At 69.6% G+C, this 14,743-nt stretch carries 16 protein-coding genes; 6 read left to right on the forward strand and 10 right to left on the reverse strand.

Features of this window, described 5'->3' with window-relative positions; translation table 11 throughout:
* Positions 1–95: 95 nt before the first annotated feature.
* From DEJ04_RS04580 to glgA, 3 genes are all read right to left on the reverse strand, one after another.
* Positions 96–344, reverse strand: coding sequence for a type B 50S ribosomal protein L31 (locus tag DEJ04_RS04580; RefSeq protein WP_017887280.1), 249 nt, complete (start codon positions 342–344; stop codon positions 96–98).
* Between the two features lie 102 nt (positions 345–446).
* Positions 447–1,229, reverse strand: coding sequence for an ABC transporter ATP-binding protein (locus tag DEJ04_RS04585; RefSeq protein WP_017887279.1), 783 nt, complete (start codon positions 1,227–1,229; stop codon positions 447–449).
* 9 nt (positions 1,230–1,238) lie between these two features.
* Positions 1,239–2,438 (reverse strand): glycogen synthase, encoded by a 1,200-nt coding sequence (glgA, locus tag DEJ04_RS04590; protein ID WP_071403766.1) that lies wholly within the window; start codon positions 2,436–2,438, stop codon positions 1,239–1,241.
* A 47-nt stretch (positions 2,439–2,485) separates the two neighbouring features.
* Between glgA and DEJ04_RS04595 the strand changes: the two genes are divergently transcribed.
* Together DEJ04_RS04595 and serB are read left to right on the forward strand one after the other, a co-directional pair.
* Entirely contained in the window at positions 2,486–3,727 is a 1,242-nt protein-coding gene (locus DEJ04_RS04595) for a glucose-1-phosphate adenylyltransferase (RefSeq protein ID WP_111046381.1), read from the forward strand.
* A 109-nt stretch (positions 3,728–3,836) separates the two neighbouring features.
* Entirely contained in the window at positions 3,837–4,475 is a 639-nt protein-coding gene (gene serB / locus DEJ04_RS04600) for a phosphoserine phosphatase SerB (protein ID WP_111046382.1), read from the forward strand.
* 12 nt (positions 4,476–4,487) lie between these two features.
* Here the strand turns inward: serB and fabG are convergent, their stop codons facing one another.
* A complete protein-coding gene (gene fabG, locus DEJ04_RS04605; protein ID WP_111046436.1) occupies positions 4,488–5,201 on the reverse strand; it encodes a 3-oxoacyl-ACP reductase FabG in 714 nt (237 codons plus the stop codon).
* A gap of 165 nt (positions 5,202–5,366) precedes the next feature.
* On the opposite strand from fabG, the gene DEJ04_RS04610 reads away from it, so the two are divergent.
* The 3 genes from DEJ04_RS04610 to DEJ04_RS04620 are packed head-to-tail and all read left to right on the forward strand — an operon-like array spanning position 5,367 to position 7,077.
* Positions 5,367–5,789 (forward strand): DUF3099 domain-containing protein, encoded by a 423-nt coding sequence (locus DEJ04_RS04610; protein ID WP_051596733.1) that lies wholly within the window; start codon positions 5,367–5,369, stop codon positions 5,787–5,789.
* Positions 5,789–6,097: a hypothetical protein gene (locus DEJ04_RS04615; RefSeq protein WP_372500258.1), complete on the forward strand. Its 309-nt coding sequence runs from the start codon at positions 5,789–5,791 to the stop codon at positions 6,095–6,097. Before DEJ04_RS04610 ends, DEJ04_RS04615 begins: the two co-directional genes overlap by 1 nt.
* Positions 6,094–7,077: an SURF1 family protein gene (locus tag DEJ04_RS04620; RefSeq protein WP_111046383.1), complete on the forward strand. Its 984-nt coding sequence runs from the start codon at positions 6,094–6,096 to the stop codon at positions 7,075–7,077. Before DEJ04_RS04615 ends, DEJ04_RS04620 begins: the two co-directional genes overlap by 4 nt.
* Positions 7,078–7,672: 595 nt before the next feature.
* Here DEJ04_RS04620 and DEJ04_RS04625 read toward each other — a convergent pair.
* On the reverse strand, positions 7,673–9,271 hold the full coding sequence (locus DEJ04_RS04625) for an ABC-F family ATP-binding cassette domain-containing protein (protein ID WP_071403762.1): 1,599 nt from the start codon (positions 9,269–9,271) through the stop codon (positions 7,673–7,675).
* Positions 9,272–9,386: 115 nt separating this feature from the next.
* On the opposite strand from DEJ04_RS04625, the gene DEJ04_RS04630 reads away from it, so the two are divergent.
* Positions 9,387–9,986: a biotin transporter BioY gene (locus tag DEJ04_RS04630; protein ID WP_111046384.1), complete on the forward strand. Its 600-nt coding sequence runs from the start codon at positions 9,387–9,389 to the stop codon at positions 9,984–9,986.
* Between the two features lie 305 nt (positions 9,987–10,291).
* On the opposite strand, the gene DEJ04_RS04635 is transcribed toward DEJ04_RS04630, so the two are convergent.
* Genes DEJ04_RS04635 through sufB form a run of 5 tightly spaced genes read right to left on the reverse strand, consistent with a single transcriptional unit; the run spans position 10,292 to position 14,520 of the window.
* Positions 10,292–10,621 (reverse strand): metal-sulfur cluster assembly factor, encoded by a 330-nt coding sequence (locus DEJ04_RS04635; RefSeq protein ID WP_017887270.1) that lies wholly within the window; start codon positions 10,619–10,621, stop codon positions 10,292–10,294.
* Complete coding sequence (gene sufC / locus DEJ04_RS04640) at positions 10,621–11,391, reverse strand: Fe-S cluster assembly ATPase SufC (protein ID WP_111046385.1); 771 nt, start codon at positions 11,389–11,391, stop codon at positions 10,621–10,623. Before sufC ends, DEJ04_RS04635 begins: the two co-directional genes overlap by 1 nt.
* 58 nt (positions 11,392–11,449) lie before the next feature.
* On the reverse strand, positions 11,450–11,776 hold the full coding sequence (locus DEJ04_RS04645; protein WP_084740352.1) for a non-heme iron oxygenase ferredoxin subunit: 327 nt from the start codon (positions 11,774–11,776) through the stop codon (positions 11,450–11,452).
* On the reverse strand, positions 11,776–13,101 hold the full coding sequence (gene sufD / locus DEJ04_RS04650; RefSeq protein ID WP_111046386.1) for a Fe-S cluster assembly protein SufD: 1,326 nt from the start codon (positions 13,099–13,101) through the stop codon (positions 11,776–11,778). Before sufD ends, DEJ04_RS04645 begins: the two co-directional genes overlap by 1 nt.
* A complete protein-coding gene (sufB, locus tag DEJ04_RS04655) occupies positions 13,102–14,520 on the reverse strand; it encodes a Fe-S cluster assembly protein SufB (protein WP_071403757.1) in 1,419 nt (472 codons plus the stop codon).
* Positions 14,521–14,743: the final 223 nt, after the last annotated feature.

The following is a 14,743-nucleotide window of genomic DNA, read 5'->3' on the forward strand; positions in this document are numbered from 1 at the left end:
GCGTCCCTGGGTCAGCGGCAGCCGTGGACACCGCACAACGCGAACGGGCGGCCCTCCCGGAGGAGGACCGCCCGTGGGCGTTGCGTGGGGGCTGCTTACTTGCTGAAGCCCTTGAAGCGCTGGTTGAACTTCTCGACGCGACCGGCCGAGTCGAGGATGCGCTGCTTGCCCGTGTAGAACGGGTGCGAAGCGGACGAGATCTCGACGTCGATGACCGGGTAGGTCGCACCGTCGAGCTCGATGGTCTTGTCGCTGTTCGCGGTCGAACGCGTCAGGAACGTCTCACCGGAGGCCAGGTCGCGGAAGACGATGGCGCGGTACTCGGGGTGGGTGTCGGTCTTCATGGAGATTCCTCGATAGCGGTGATGGGATTGCGCGAACTGCGCGGGAAGTCGTCGGCTTGCGCCAGCCGTCCACGATACCAGAGAGACGGCGGGATCGCAGCGCTACGCGGCGCGTGCCGTGTAGCGACCGGCGTCCTTGGTGACCGAGAGGTCGATGCCGAACGCCTCGGTCAGGGTCTGGTCCGTCAGGACCTCGTCGATGGGGCCTGCGGCCTGCACGTGGCCGTCGGCGAGGACGAGCGCGTGGGTGAACCCGGCCGGGATCTCCTCGACGTGGTGGGTCACGATGACGATGGCCGGCGAGTCCGCGCTCTGGGCGTAGCCGCCGAGAGTGCGGACGAGGCTCTCACGGGCACCGAGGTCGAGCGACGCGGCCGGTTCGTCGAGGAACAGGATCTCCGGGTCGGTCATCACGGCACGGGCGATCTGCACGCGCTTCTGCTCGCCGTCGCTCAGGTCGCCGAACGTGCGGTCGGTGAAGGAGCCCAGGCCCCACTCCTCGAGCACGCGCTGCGCACGGCGGACGTCGAGCTCCTCGTACTCCTCGTTCCAGCGGCCCGTCACCGAGTACGCCGCGGTGAGCACGACGTCGATGACCTTCTCGGTCACCGGGATGCGACGGGCCAGCGCGGTCGACGCGAAACCGATGCGCGGGCGGAGCTCGAACAGGTCGGCACCGCCGAGTTCGGTCCCGAGCACCTCGACGTCACCCGAGGTCGGGAACGTCTGGGCGCCGGCGACCTGCAGCAGCGTCGTCTTGCCGGCGCCGTTCGCGCCGAGCACGACCCAGCGTTCGTCGTCCTGCACCTCCCACGAGATCGCGTCGAGGATGGTGGCCCCGTTGCGGACCACGGAGACGTCTGACAAGCGCACGACCGAGGGCATGCGACCAGCCTACGGGTTCTGGCCGAGCACCCGGTCGTAGACCTGCCGTGTCCTGGTGGCGATCGCGTCCCAGGTGAACTCGGTCTCGACACGGAGCCGTCCGGCGCGTCCCATGAGCTTCGCCAGCCCCTCGTCGGCGAGCACCTCGGTGAGGGTCGCGGCGAGGTCGGCCACGAAGCGGTCGGGGTCGGTCGGGGTGCCGGTGCCGTCCTGCACCTGGTCGATCGGGACGATGCGGCCGGTGAGCCCGTCGGCGACGACCTCGGGGATGCCCCCGGTGCCGGTGCCGACGACCGGGATGCCGCACGCCATGGCCTCGAGGTTCACGATGCCGAGCGGCTCGTATACCGACGGGCAGACGAACACGGTGCCCGAGGACAGCACGTTCACGATCTCCTCGTGCGCGAGCATCCGGTCGATCCAGACGACGCCTTCACGTTCCGCGCGGAGGCCCTCGACGAGCTCGGTGACCTCGGCCAGGATCTCGGGGGTGTCCGGCGCGCCGGCGCACAGCACGATCTGCACGTCCGACGGCAGCGACGCCACGGCACGGAGCAGGTACGGCAGGCCCTTCTGGCGGGTGATGCGTCCGACGAACACGACGCTCGGGCGCGTCGGGTCGATGCCGAGGGCGCGCACGGCGTCCTCGTCGACGGTCGGCTTCCACGCGTCGATGTCGATGCCGTTGTAGACGACGTGGACCTTCGCGGGGTCGATCGACGGGTACGAGCGCAGGATGTCCGCACGCATGGCCTTCGAGACCGCGATGACGCCGTCGGCGTGTTCGAACGCCTCGCGCTCCATCCAGCTGGACAGGCGGTAGCCGCCGCCGAGCTGCTCGGCCTTCCACGGGCGGAGCGGCTCGAGGCTGTGGGCGGTCACGATGTGGGGGATGCCGTAGGTCAGCTGCGCGATCCGGCCCGCGGAGTTCGCGTACCAGGTGTGCGAGTGCACGAGGTCGGCACCCTCGACGTCGGCCGCGATGGCCACGTCGGTCCCGAGGGCCTGCAGCGCGCCGTTCGCCTGGCCGAGGCCGTCCGGGGTCCGGTAGCCCCACACGTCGGGTTCGTCACGGAAGGCCCCGAAGGCCCGAACACGGACTTCCGTGTCCGTCCCCGACCGCAACGCGGCGGTGAGTTCGGACACGTGGACACCCGCTCCGCCGTAGACCTCCGGCGGATACTCCCTGGTCAGCAGATCGACTCGCACTGGTTCAACGTAACCGGTTCCCAGTGCTGACGCCTACTGTGAGCGGCATGGCACCAAAGAAGGTCTTCGGCATCGTGCTCGCCGGCGGCGAGGGCAAACGACTCATGCCGCTCACGGCCGATCGCGCGAAGCCCGCCGTCCCGTTCGGCGGCAACTTCCGTCTCATCGACTTCGCACTGTCGAACCTGGTCAACTCCGGTCTGCAGAAGATCGTCGTCCTGACCCAGTACAAGTCGCACAGTCTCGACCGGCACGTCGCGGAGACATGGCGCATGGAGGGGCTGCTCGGCTCCTACGTCGCGTCCGTCCCCGCGCAGCAGCGGCTCGGCAAGCGCTGGTTCGCCGGCTCGGCCGACGCGATCCTGCAGTCGCTCAACCTGCTGCGCGACGAACGCCCCGACATCGTGGTCGTCGTCGGTGCGGACCACGTGTACCGGATGGACTTCCACCAGATGGTCGAGGCGCACATCGCCTCCGGCCGCAGTGCCACGGTGGCGGCGATCCGTCAGCCGATCGGGCTCGCCGACCAGTTCGGCGTGATCCAGGTGGCCGACGACGACCCGACGAAGATCGAGGCGTTCCTCGAGAAGCCGAAGGACGCCGTCGGCCTGGCCGACTCCCCCGGCGAGATCCTGGCCTCGATGGGCAACTACGTGTTCAACGCGGACGCGCTCGTCGACGCGGTCCTGCGCGACGGCCAGCTCGAGACGTCCGCGCACGACATGGGCGGCGACATCGTCCCCGACTTCGTCAACCGCGGCGACGCCGGCGTGTACGACCTGCAGCGCAACGAGGTCCCCGGTTCCACCGACCGCGACAAGTACTACTGGCGCGACGTGGGCACGATCGACTCGTTCTTCGACGCCCACATGGACCTCATCGCCCCGGTCCCGGTCTTCAACCTGTACAACCAGGACTGGCCGATCTTCAACCAGCAGACGAACCTGCCGCCGGCGAAGTTCGTCCGCGACGCGAACGGCAACACCGGGTCCACGGTGGACTCGCTCGTGTCGCTCGGCTGCCTGGTGTCGGGTGCGCAGGTCGAGCGCAGCATGATCGGGCCCTGGTGCTCGATCGACTCCGGCGCGAAGGTCCTCGACTCGATCGTGTTCGAGCGCGCCACCATCGGCGCCGGCGCGGTCGTCAACCGCGCCATCCTCGACAAGGACGTCGTCATCGCACCGGGCGCGCAGGTCGGCGTCGACCGCGAGGCCGACGAGGCACGCGGCTTCACCGTCACCGAGTCGGGCATCACCGTGGTCGGCAAGGGCGTCCGCGTCGACGCGTAGACACGACGAACAGGCAAGCACCCGGGGCGCAGCCCCGGACGGACGGCCTGGAGGCACGGCTCGCGTCACGGACGCGGCCGTGCCTTTCGTCAGTCGGTACCGTTGGTGCGTGCCCCGCTTCCTCGTCGTCCTCGATGCCGATTCCACGCTCCTCGAGGACGAGGTGATCGAACTGCTCGCCGACAGCGCCGGGACCCGGCCACAGGTGGCGGCGATCACGGAGCGCGCCATGCGCGGGGAACTCGACTTCGCCGAGAGCCTCCGGGAGCGTGTCGCGACCCTTGCGGGCCTCCAGGCAGACGTCTTCGTCCGCGCCCAGCAGGCGGTCCGTGTGACGCGGGGCGCCGACCAGCTCGTCCGTGGGGTGCACGCCGCAGGCGGCACCGTCGGCGTGGTGTCGGGCGGGTTCCACGAGGTGCTCGACCCGTTCGCCGAGCAGCTCGGCCTCGACCACTGCCGGGCGAACCACCTCGAGGTCACCGACGGCGTGCTCACCGGCCGCGTGCTCGGCGACGTGGTCGACGCGCACGCCAAGGCCGTCGCGCTCCGCGAGTGGGCGGACGCCGACGGGGTCGACCCGGCACGGACCATCGCCATCGGCGACGGCGCGAACGACCTCGAGATGATGCGCGTCGCCGCGCTGTCGGTGGCGTTCGACGCGAAGCCGCGCGTGCGGGAGGAGGCGGACGTCGCGGTCGTCGACCGTGACCTGTCCGCCGTGCTCGCGACGCTCGGTCTGCGCGGCTGATCAGTCCGAGTGCTAGTGGCCCATCCCGAGGCCGCCGTCGACCGGGATGATCGCACCGGAGACGTACCCGGCGCCGTCGCTCGCCAGGAACAGCGTGGCGTCGGCGACGTCGTCGACCGTGCCGTAGCGGGCGGCCGGGATCGCCTTCTTGAACTCGGCCTGCAGCTCCTCGGAGAGCGCGGCGGTCATGTCCGTCTGGATGAAGCCGGGCGCCACGACGTTGGCGGTGATGCCGCGCGAACCGAGCTCACGCGTGATCGACCGGGCCATGCCGACCAGGGCGGCCTTCGAGGACGCGTAGTTGACCTGGCCGATCTGGCCGTAGGCGCCCACGACGCTCGACATCAGCACGATGCGGCCGAACTTGGCCTTCATCATGCCCTTCGTGGCGCGCTTGACGACGCGGAAGGTGCCCGTGAGGTTCGTGTCGACCACGCTGGTGAAGTCGTCCTCGGACATGCGGAGGAGCAGCTGGTCGTTCGTGATGCCGGCGTTCGCGACGAGGACCTCGATCGGACCGAGCTCGGCCTCGACCTGCGTGAACGCGGCGTCGACGGAGGCCGTGTCGGTGATGTCGGCCTGCACCGTCAGCGCGCCCTCGGGACCACCCTGACCGCTGCGCGACGTCACGGCGACCCCGTGGCCGGCTGCGACGAACCGCTCGGCCAGCGCGTGGCCGATGCCGCGGTTGCCGCCGGTGATGAGGACGGTACGGGGGGTGCTCATGGTCGCTCCGTTCGGTGGGATCTGCTCGGCACGCGGTGCCGGGGACCCGGCGGACACGCCCGGACGAGCGTACCGGAGCGGACCACCCCGCCGGTTCGCGCGCGGCGCACCCACGATCGGTCCGGCGGGATTAGGCTTGACCACGGGTAGACGGAGACCATCTGTATGAAGAGCACGCACACGAGCATCACGTCGCTGCCGGACACACCGGAGCAGGACCGGGCGCACCGCCTGTCCCGCTACGTCTGGCAGATGGCCATCCGAGTGGTCCTCTTCATCTCCGCCGTGCTCGTGTACTCGATCTGGCACTCATGGCTCGCGGTCATCCCGATCGTCCTCGCCGCGGTGATCCCCTGGGTCGCCGTCGTCATCGCGAACGCCGGCAGCCGGACCGAGAGCGACATGATCTCCCCCGCCGGGTCCATCGAGCTCTACGACGCCGTCGACCCGCGCCTCCGCGAACAGCAGGAGGACGCCCGGGCCCAGGCCTACCGCGACGAGCAGGACCGCCTCCGTCAGCAGGCGCAGCACGCGCAGGACGAGTGGCAGCGCAACGGCGACCGATCGAAGATGTGGGGACCCCGCTGATGGGTGCGACGTTCGACCTGCAGACCGAGCCCGGATCCACCCCGGTGTGCTCGCGTGCCGGCTGCGTGTCGACGGCCGGGTGGCGTGTGAACTGGCGCAATCCCCGGATCCACGCGATCGACCGCGTGAAGATCTGGGCCGCGTGCGAAGAACACCGCGACTTCCTGGCCGACTACCTGCGGTCCCGCTCCTTCCCGGTGCGCGTCACCGGCATGCACGAGGACGTCGACCACCTCGACGACGAGCGCGAGACGACCGCGGCGCCGAAGAACGACGTCGGGGTGCGCTCCACCGGCACCTCGCGATGACCGACGGCTTCGACCCGCAGTCCCGGTACGGCCGCAAGCACGCCGCCAAGCTGCAGCGCGCCGCGGCGGAGTCCCGCTCGACCGACGACACCAGGTCGGCCTCGTCCGGTCGGGACCCCGACGAACCGTTCGTGGGCTGGCGCTTCGTCCGGAGCCGCCGCTGGCTCGGCTACTTCGCGATCGCGGTCGCCTTCGCCATCGTGTGCGCACTGTTCGGCATGTGGCAGTGGGACCGCCGCAACGAGGCCGTCCGGCAGAACGAGCAGGTCGCGCAGAACTACGACCACACCCCCGTCCCCCTCGACCGGGCGCTGCCGAAGGCCTCGAGCTGGCAGGACGAGCAGGAGTGGCTCCGGGTCACCGTGACCGGCCGCTACGACGTCGACTCACAACTGCTCGTGCGCAACCGCGTGCACAACGGGCAGCCGGGGTTCGAGGTCCTGACGCCCCTGGTCACGTCCGAGGGCCGCGCGTTCATCGTCGACCGCGGGTGGGTGCCGACCGGCAACGCCCAGGATGCCCCCGACCACGTGCCCGCTCCCCCGTCGGGCGAGGTCACCGCGATCGTCCGCCTGCAGGAGAGCGAACCGCGCATCCCCGGCCGATCCGACCCGAAGGACACCGACCAGGTGCAGTCGGTGACCCTGGCCGACGTGGCGGACAAGGTCGAGGACCCGATCTGGACCGGCGCGTACGGGCAGCTCGCCTCCGAGTCCCCCGCACCGACCGAGGCACGCCCGCTCGGCTGGGAGCGTCCGAACGCCGACACCGGGCTGCACCTGAGCTACTTCATCCAGTGGTTCCTGTTCGCCGCCGGGGGCTTCGGGTTCCTGGCGTACGTGATGGTGCAGGAGTACCGGAACCTCAACCAGGACGACCCCGAGGAGCGCGAGCGCGCCCTCGAGCGCGAACGCCGCAAGAACGCGAAGCCGAAGACGGACGCCGAGATCGAGGACGAGCTCATCGCGTCACGTCGCTGACGCGCGGCTGAGGCGCGGCCGTGTGTGCGCGTCGGCGCACCGTGCGCACCTCGCAACCCCGTGCGCGCTTCCGCGCACCGTGCAGCGCCACACGCGCGCACCCAGCACGGAACGCCGCACCGGATGGCGGAACGGGCACCGTGCGGACGGGAGGCGCGACGCACGACCGGCACCGCGCCTCCAGACCGCACCGTGCGGACCTCGCAACCCCGTGCGCGCTTCCGCGCACCGTGCAGCGCCATAAGCGGGCACCCAGCACGCAACCCCGCACCGGATGGCGAAACGGGCACCGTGCGGACGGGACCGCACCGTGCGTACCTCGCAACCCCGTGCGCGCTTCCGCGCACCGTGCAGCGCCACGAGCGCGCACCCAGCACGCAACCCCGCACCGGATGGCGAAACGGGCACCGTGCGGACGGGAGGCGCGACGCACGACCGCACCGCGCCTCCAGGCCGCACCGTGCGCACCTCGCAACCCCGTGCGCGCTTCCACGCACCGTGCAGCGCCACAAGCGCGCACCCAGCACGCAACGCCGCACCGGACCGCGAACGCGGCACCGTGCGGACGGGCATCGCCCGACCACGCCCGCGGCAGCTAGGCGAGCTCGATGAGCTCCGCGTAGTCCTTGTTCCAGTGGTCCTCGGTGCCGTCCGGCAGCAGCAGGACGCGCTCGGGGTTGAGCGCCTCGACCGCGCCGGCGTCGTGGGACACCAGGACGACCGCACCCTCGAAGCCGGCCAGGGCATTGAGGATCTCCTCGCGCGAAGCCGGGTCCAGGTTGTTCGTCGGCTCGTCGAGCAGCAGGACGTTCGCGCCGGAGACCACGATCATCGCGAGCGACAGACGGGTCTTCTCGCCGCCGGACAGGACGCCGGCCTTCTTGTAGCCGTCGTCGCCCGTGAACAGGAACGAGCCGAGCACCCGCCGGGCCTCGGTCTCGTTGAGGTCCGTCGACGCCGACACCATGTTCTCGATCACGGTGCGGTTGATGTCGATGTTCTCGTGCTCCTGCGCGTAGTAGCCGATGCGCAGACCGTGACCGGGCTGGATCTCGCCGGTGTCGGGCTGGTCCGCTCCCGCCAGGATGCGCAGCAGCGTCGTCTTGCCCGCACCGTTGAAGCCGAGGATGACCACGCGCGAACCGCGGTCGATCGCCAGGTCGACACCCGCGAAGATCTCGAGCGACCCGTAGGACTTCGACAGCCCCTCGGCCATCAGCGGAGTGCGGCCGCACGGGGCCGGGGTGGGGAAGCGGATCTTCGCGACCCGGTCGGCGACGCGCTCGTCCTCGAGGCCGGCGAGGAGCTTGTCGGCACGCGCGACCATCTGGTGGGCTGCTGCGGCCTTGGACGCCTTCGCACCGAAGCGGGCGGCCTGGTCCTTGAGCGTGGCGGCCTTCTTCTCGGCGCCCGCGCGCTCCTTGCGGCGGCGCTCCTCATCGGCGACGCGCTGCCGCTGGTACAGCTTCCAGCCCATGTTGTAGATGTCGATGGTCTGGCGGTTGGCGTCCAGGTAGAAGACGCGGTTCACGACCTCGTCGACGAGCTCGACGTCGTGGGAGATGATGATGACGCCACCGGGGTAGGTCTTCAGGTGCTCGCGGAGCCACACGACGGAGTCGGCGTCGAGGTGGTTGGTCGGCTCGTCGAGGATCATCGTCTCGGCGTCCGAGAACAGGATCCGGGCGAGCTCGATGCGCCGACGCTGACCACCCGAGAGCGTCTTGAGCTGCTGGTCGAGGATGCGGTCCGGCAGCTTGAGGTTCGACGCGATCGACGCCGCCTCGGCCTCGGCCGCGTAGCCACCGAGCGCGTTGAACTGGTCGTCGAGGCGGCTGTAGCGCCGCATCGCCTTCTCGGCCACGGCCGCGTCGTCGCTCGCCATGTCGAGCGTGGCGAGGCGGATGCCCTCCACGAGCTCCCCGAGCCCACGGGCGTCGAGGATGCGCTTGCGCGCGGTCTCCTCCGGGTCGCCCGAGCGGGGGTCCTGCGGCAGGTAGCCGATCTCCCCGCCGCGGTCGATCGTGCCGCCGTTGGGCTGCGTCTCGCCCGCGAGGGCCTTGGTCATCGTCGTCTTCCCCGCGCCGTTGCGGCCGACGAGTCCGATCTTGTCGCCCTTCTCGACACGGAAGGACACGTCTTCCATGAGGAGACGAGCTCCGACGCGGATCTCGAGTTCGTGCACGGCAAGCACAGTGGACGTCCAATCAGTTGGTGGGTTTGCACAACGGTGTGTGCGTGAGGTGCACCGCTACGCTGACGGGACCGATGGTTCCGAACGGAACCAGCAGTCCATTCTAGGAGAATCCATGACGAACGCCACCGGGTTCGCTCCCCGCGCAGTCCTCGCCGACCGTCTGCGCACGCACGGGCTGGCCGCCGACGCCGCCCTCGTCGCCGGCGGAGCCCTGTTCACCGCCGCGATGGCGCAGCTCGAGGTCCCGATGTGGCCGGTCCCGATCACCGGGCAGACGCTCGCCGTCGTGCTCGTCGGCGCGACCCTCGGCGCACGTCGCGGCATGCTCTCGCTGCTCGTCTACGCCGTCGCCGGACTCGCGGGTGCCCCATTCTTCGCCGACATGCAGGGCGGTCTGCAGGCCCTGGCCCTGCCGAGTTTCGGGTACGTCATCGGCTTCATCCCCGCCGCCGGGCTCGTCGGCTGGCTCGCCCGCCGCAACTGGGACCGCAACGTCGGCCGCGCCACCGTCGCGATGCTGCTCGCGAGTGCCATCCCGTTCGTGACCGGCCTGCCGTACCTGGCCGTGGCGCTCGGCCAGCTCGGCGCCCCGAACGACGTCCAGTCGGTGCTCGCCGCCGGCCTGTACCCGTTCATCGTCGGTGGTATCGCCAAGGCCCTCATCGCCGCGGGCATCCTGCCGCTCGCGTGGAAGGTCGTCGGTCGCCGCTGACCCGTCGTACGAGAACGGCCCCGCACCTGATCGGTGCGGGGCCGTTCTGCGTCCGGTGCGGGGATGAACAGTCCGTGCGGGGCCGGGCCGGGGTTTCGGTCGGTCACGACTCCCCGCCACCCGGACGCCGAGTGGTCGCGTTCTGTCGCCTGGAGCGCGGTCAGCCGACAGAACGTGACCACTCGGCGAACGTGAGCGGGTGGTCGCGACCACTCCGCGGCGCGCCCCGCGCGTGGCGTGCGCACAGACGGACGGGAGGCGCGGTGCCAGCTGGCACCGCGCCTCCCGTCCGTGGTGGGTCGCGACTAGATCGCGAACCCGAGGGCGCGCATCATCTCGCGGCCGTCGTCGGTGATCCGTTCAGGACCCCACGGCGGCATCCAGACCCAGTTGATCCGGAAGGCGTCCACGATGCCGTCGAGGGCGTTCGCGGTGTCACCCTCGATGACGTCGGTCAGGGGGCAGCCGGCGCTCGTGAGCGTCATGCTGATGACGAGCGCGTTGGCGTCGTCGTCCCAGGCGAGGTCGTAGATCAGGCCGAGGTCGACGATGTTCACGCCGAGCTCCGGGTCCTGGACCTCCTTCAGGCCCTCGACGACCTCGTCGAACTTGTCGGGAGCGAGTGCGGCGATCATCAGGCCTGCGCCTCGGCGGCGGCCTGCACGTAGCGGTCGTAGCCCTCGTTCTCGAGGCGGTCGGCGAGCTCGGGGCCGCCCTGCTCCGCGATCTTGCCGGCGACGAACACGTGCACGAAGTCCGGCTTGATGTAGCGGAGGATGCGGGTGTAGTGCGTGATGAGCAGCACACCGAGGCCGGTCGCGGCCTTGGCGCGGTTGACGCCCTCGGAGACGATCTTCAGCGCGTCGACGTCGAGGCCGGAGTCGGTCTCGTCGAGGACGGCGAACTTCGGCTTGAGGAGCTCGAGCTGCATGATCTCGTGGCGCTTCTTCTCGCCACCGGAGAAGCCCTCGTTGACGTTGCGCTCGGCGAACGACGAGTCCATCTTCAGGTCGGCCATCGACTGGCGGAGTTCCTTGATCCAGCCGCGGAGCGCCGGGGCCTCACCGTCGATCGCCGTCTTGGCGGTGCGGAGGAAGTTCGACACCGTGACGCCGGGGATCTCGACCGGGTACTGCATCGCCAGGAACATGCCCGCACGGGCACGCTCGTCAACGCTCATCGCGAGGACGTCCTCACCGTCGAGGGTGATGGTGCCACCGACGACGTGGTACCGGGGGTGACCGGCGATGGTGTACGCCAGGGTGGACTTGCCGGAGCCGTTCGGCCCCATGATCGCGTGGATCTCGCCCTCGTTGATGGTGAGGTCGACACCCTTCAGGATCTCCTTGGTGCCCTGATCGGTGTCGATCGAGACCTTGAGGTCACGGATTTCCAGAGTGGACATTGCGTTCCTTCGGTTGCAGCTGTGTGCGGCGTCAGCCGCGGGAAGTGTTGGGGGGTGCTCAGTCGACCGGGACGACGTCCTGCACGTCGACGTAGACGTCGCCGTCGCGGACCTCGACCCGGAAGACCGGGACTGGCTCGTAGGCCGGGAAGTTCTGCGGCTTGCCGGTGGCCAGCGAGAAGCGGGACCCGTGGGCCCAGCACTCCAGCGAGTCACCCTCGACGAAGCCCTCGGCCAGCGAGATGTCGCCGTGCGTGCAGGTGTCGCCGATGGCGTGGACCGTGCCGGACGAGTCCTTCACGATCGCGACCGCCGTGCCGTCGACGACCACCCGCATCGGGCTGTCCACCGCGATGTCGGCTTCGGCGCAGACCTTTTCGGCCATCAGGCGGTGGCCTGCGGGGCGGCGGTCTGCGGGGCGGAAGCCTGCGCGGTGGCGGCCTGTGCGTCGCCCGCCTCGGCCGGTGCGGCGATGACCGAACGGCCCTCGGCCAGCTCCTGCTCGACCGCGGCGATGAGGCGTTCCTCGAGCTCGGGAGCACCGATCTTCTGGATGACCTCGACCAGGAAGCCGAGCACGACGAGGCGCCGCGCTTCTTCTTCCGGGACGCCGCGGGACTGCAGGTAGAACAGCTGCTCGTCGTCGAAGCGACCGGTCGCACTCGCGTGGCCGGCGCCCTCGATGTTGCCCGTCTCGATCTCGAGGTTCGGGATGCTGTCGGCGCGGGTGCCGTCCGTCAGCACGAGGTTGCGGTTCTGCTCGTACGAGTCGGTGCCGTCACCGGCGCGGCCGATCAGGACGTCGCCGATCCAGACGGTGTGCGCGCCCTGGCCCTGCAGCGCGCCCTTGTAGTTGACCCGACCGCGCGTGTTCGGCGCGTCGTGGTTCACGTAGACCTGCTGCTCGATGTACTGGCCGGCGTCGGCGAAGTACACGCCGTACATCTCCGTGTCGGCACCCTGCGCACCGAGGTGCGTCGAGGGGTTGACGCGGATGACGTCGCCGCCGAGCGAGACCACGACGTGCTTGAGGAAGGCGTCGCGGCCGACCTCGGCGAAGTGGGTCGAGACGTGCACGGCGTCGTCGTCCCAGTCCTGCAGGCTGACGACGGTCAGTCGTGCGTTCTGCTGCGCGACGATCTCGACGTTCTCGCTCAGCAGCGCGCTGCCGCGGTTGTCGAGCACGACGATGCCCTGGGAGTTCGGCTCGGCCGTGATGACCGTGTGCGCGGCGCGTGGCTGCGACCCGAAGTCGGAACGGGTCACGGTGATGAACTCGTGCGCTTCGGTGGCCTTGATCGTGATCGCCAGGACCGCGTCACGGGCGGTCCAGGCTGCGGCCGACGCGCGGTCCTCGGGCAGGCCGGCGGAGCCGACGCGGGGGTCGTCGCTGCGACCCCACTCGACGTCGGCACCCTCGGACTGGCGGGCGAGGTACGGGTAGGCGGATCCGTCGAGCGCGCCGTCCAGCAGCGGCTGGAGCTTGGCGAGCGGCGCGAACTTCCAGTTGACCTCTCGGCCGGTGACCTTCGGGAATGCCTCGACGTCGCCGGACTGGAACCGCTCGGAGCGGGTCTGGACCGGCACCTTCTTGTCGGGGGCGTCCCAGCCGCCGTCGGAGTGGGCTCCGGCGCCGTGCTGGGTGCCGCCCTGCGCTGCGGCAGCGGGCTCGATCGGCTGGTCGATGTGGGGAGGGGTGGTGCTGGACATCTAGCCGACGGATCCTTCCATGCTCATCTCGATGAGCTTGTTGAGTTCGAGTGCGTACTCCATCGGGAGCTCGCGGGCGATCGGCTCGATGAAGCCACGGACGATCATCGCCATCGCCTCGTCCTCGGCCATGCCGCGGGACATGAGGTAGAAGAGCTGCTCCTCGCTGACACGCGAGACCGTGGCCTCGTGTCCCAGCTGCACGTCGTCGACACGGATGTCGATCGCCGGGTACGTGTCGCTCCGGCTGATCGTGTCGACCAGCAGGGCGTCGCAGCGCACGGTGTTGGCGGCGTGGTGCGCGGCCGGGTCGACCCGGACCTCACCGCGGTAGCCCGCACGACCGCCACCACGGGCGATCGACTTCGAGACGATCGAGGATGTCGTGTACGGCGCCATGTGGATCATCTTCGCGCCGGCGTCCTGGTGCTGACCGGGGCCGGCGAAGGCGACGGAGAGCGTCTCGCCCTTGGCGTGCTCGCCGGCGAGGTAGATCGACGGGTACTTCATCGTGACCTTGGACCCGATGTTGCCGTCGATCCACTCCATCGTCGCGCCCTCGTGTGCGATCGCACGCTTGGTGACGAGGTTGTAGACGTTGTTCGACCAGTTCTGGATCGTCGTGTACCGAACGCGGGCGTTCTTCTTCACGATGATCTCGACGACGGCCGAGTGCAGCGAGTCGGACTTGTAGATCGGGGCGGTGCAGCCCTCGATGTAGTGGACGTACGAGTCCTCGTCCGCGATGATCAGCGTCCGCTCGAACTGGCCCATGTTCTCGGTGTTGATCCGGAAGTAGGCCTGCAGCGGGATCTCGACGTGGACGCCCTTCGGGACGTAGACGAACGAGCCACCGGACCAGACGGCCGTGTTCAGCGCGGCGAACTTGTTGTCGCCGGCCGGGATCACGGTGCCGAAGTACTCCTCGAACAGCTCCGGGTGCTCACGGAGCGCCGTGTCGGTGTCCATGAAGATGACGCCCTGCTGCTCCAGGTCCTCGCGGATCTGGTGGTAGACGACCTCGGACTCGTACTGCGCGGCGACGCCGGCGACGAGGCGCTGGCGCTCGGCCTCGGGGATGCCGAGCTTCTCGTAGGTCGCACGGATGTCCTCGGGGAGGTCTTCCCACGACTGCGCCTGCTTCTCCGTGGAACGCACGAAGTACTTGATGTTGTCGAAGTCGATGCCCGTGAGGTCGGCACCCCACGTCGGCATCGGCTTGCGGCCGAAGAGCGACAGCCCCTTGAGGCGGTTCTTCAGCATCCACTCGGGCTCGTCCTTGAGGTTCGAGATGTCGGTGACGACCTCTTCCGAGATCCCACGACGGGCGGAGGACCCTGCCGAGTCGGAGTCGGACCAGCCGAACTCGTATTGGCCGAGCCCTTCGAGCTCGGGACGGTCGATGAGCACGTCGGACATGGTCTCCTCGTTTCCTTCTCGCGGGACAGCGTTACAGGTGTGAACCCGTGGCGTCTGGACGCCATTCCACCGCGGACCGCTGACATGCGGACCGGGTGCTGCTCCCTCGCAACGACAATGGTTCCACGCAGTCCGTGGGTTGATCGGCGATCTCGGCCCATTCGGAGCCGGCGCCTGCCTAGACTTGACTGCTGCTGAACCCTCGAATCCTACAGGTTCACTG

Origin of the sequence: Curtobacterium sp. MCLR17_044 (assembly GCF_003234435.1) — a bacterium.
Lineage (GTDB): Bacteria > Actinomycetota > Actinomycetes > Actinomycetales > Microbacteriaceae > Curtobacterium > Curtobacterium flaccumfaciens.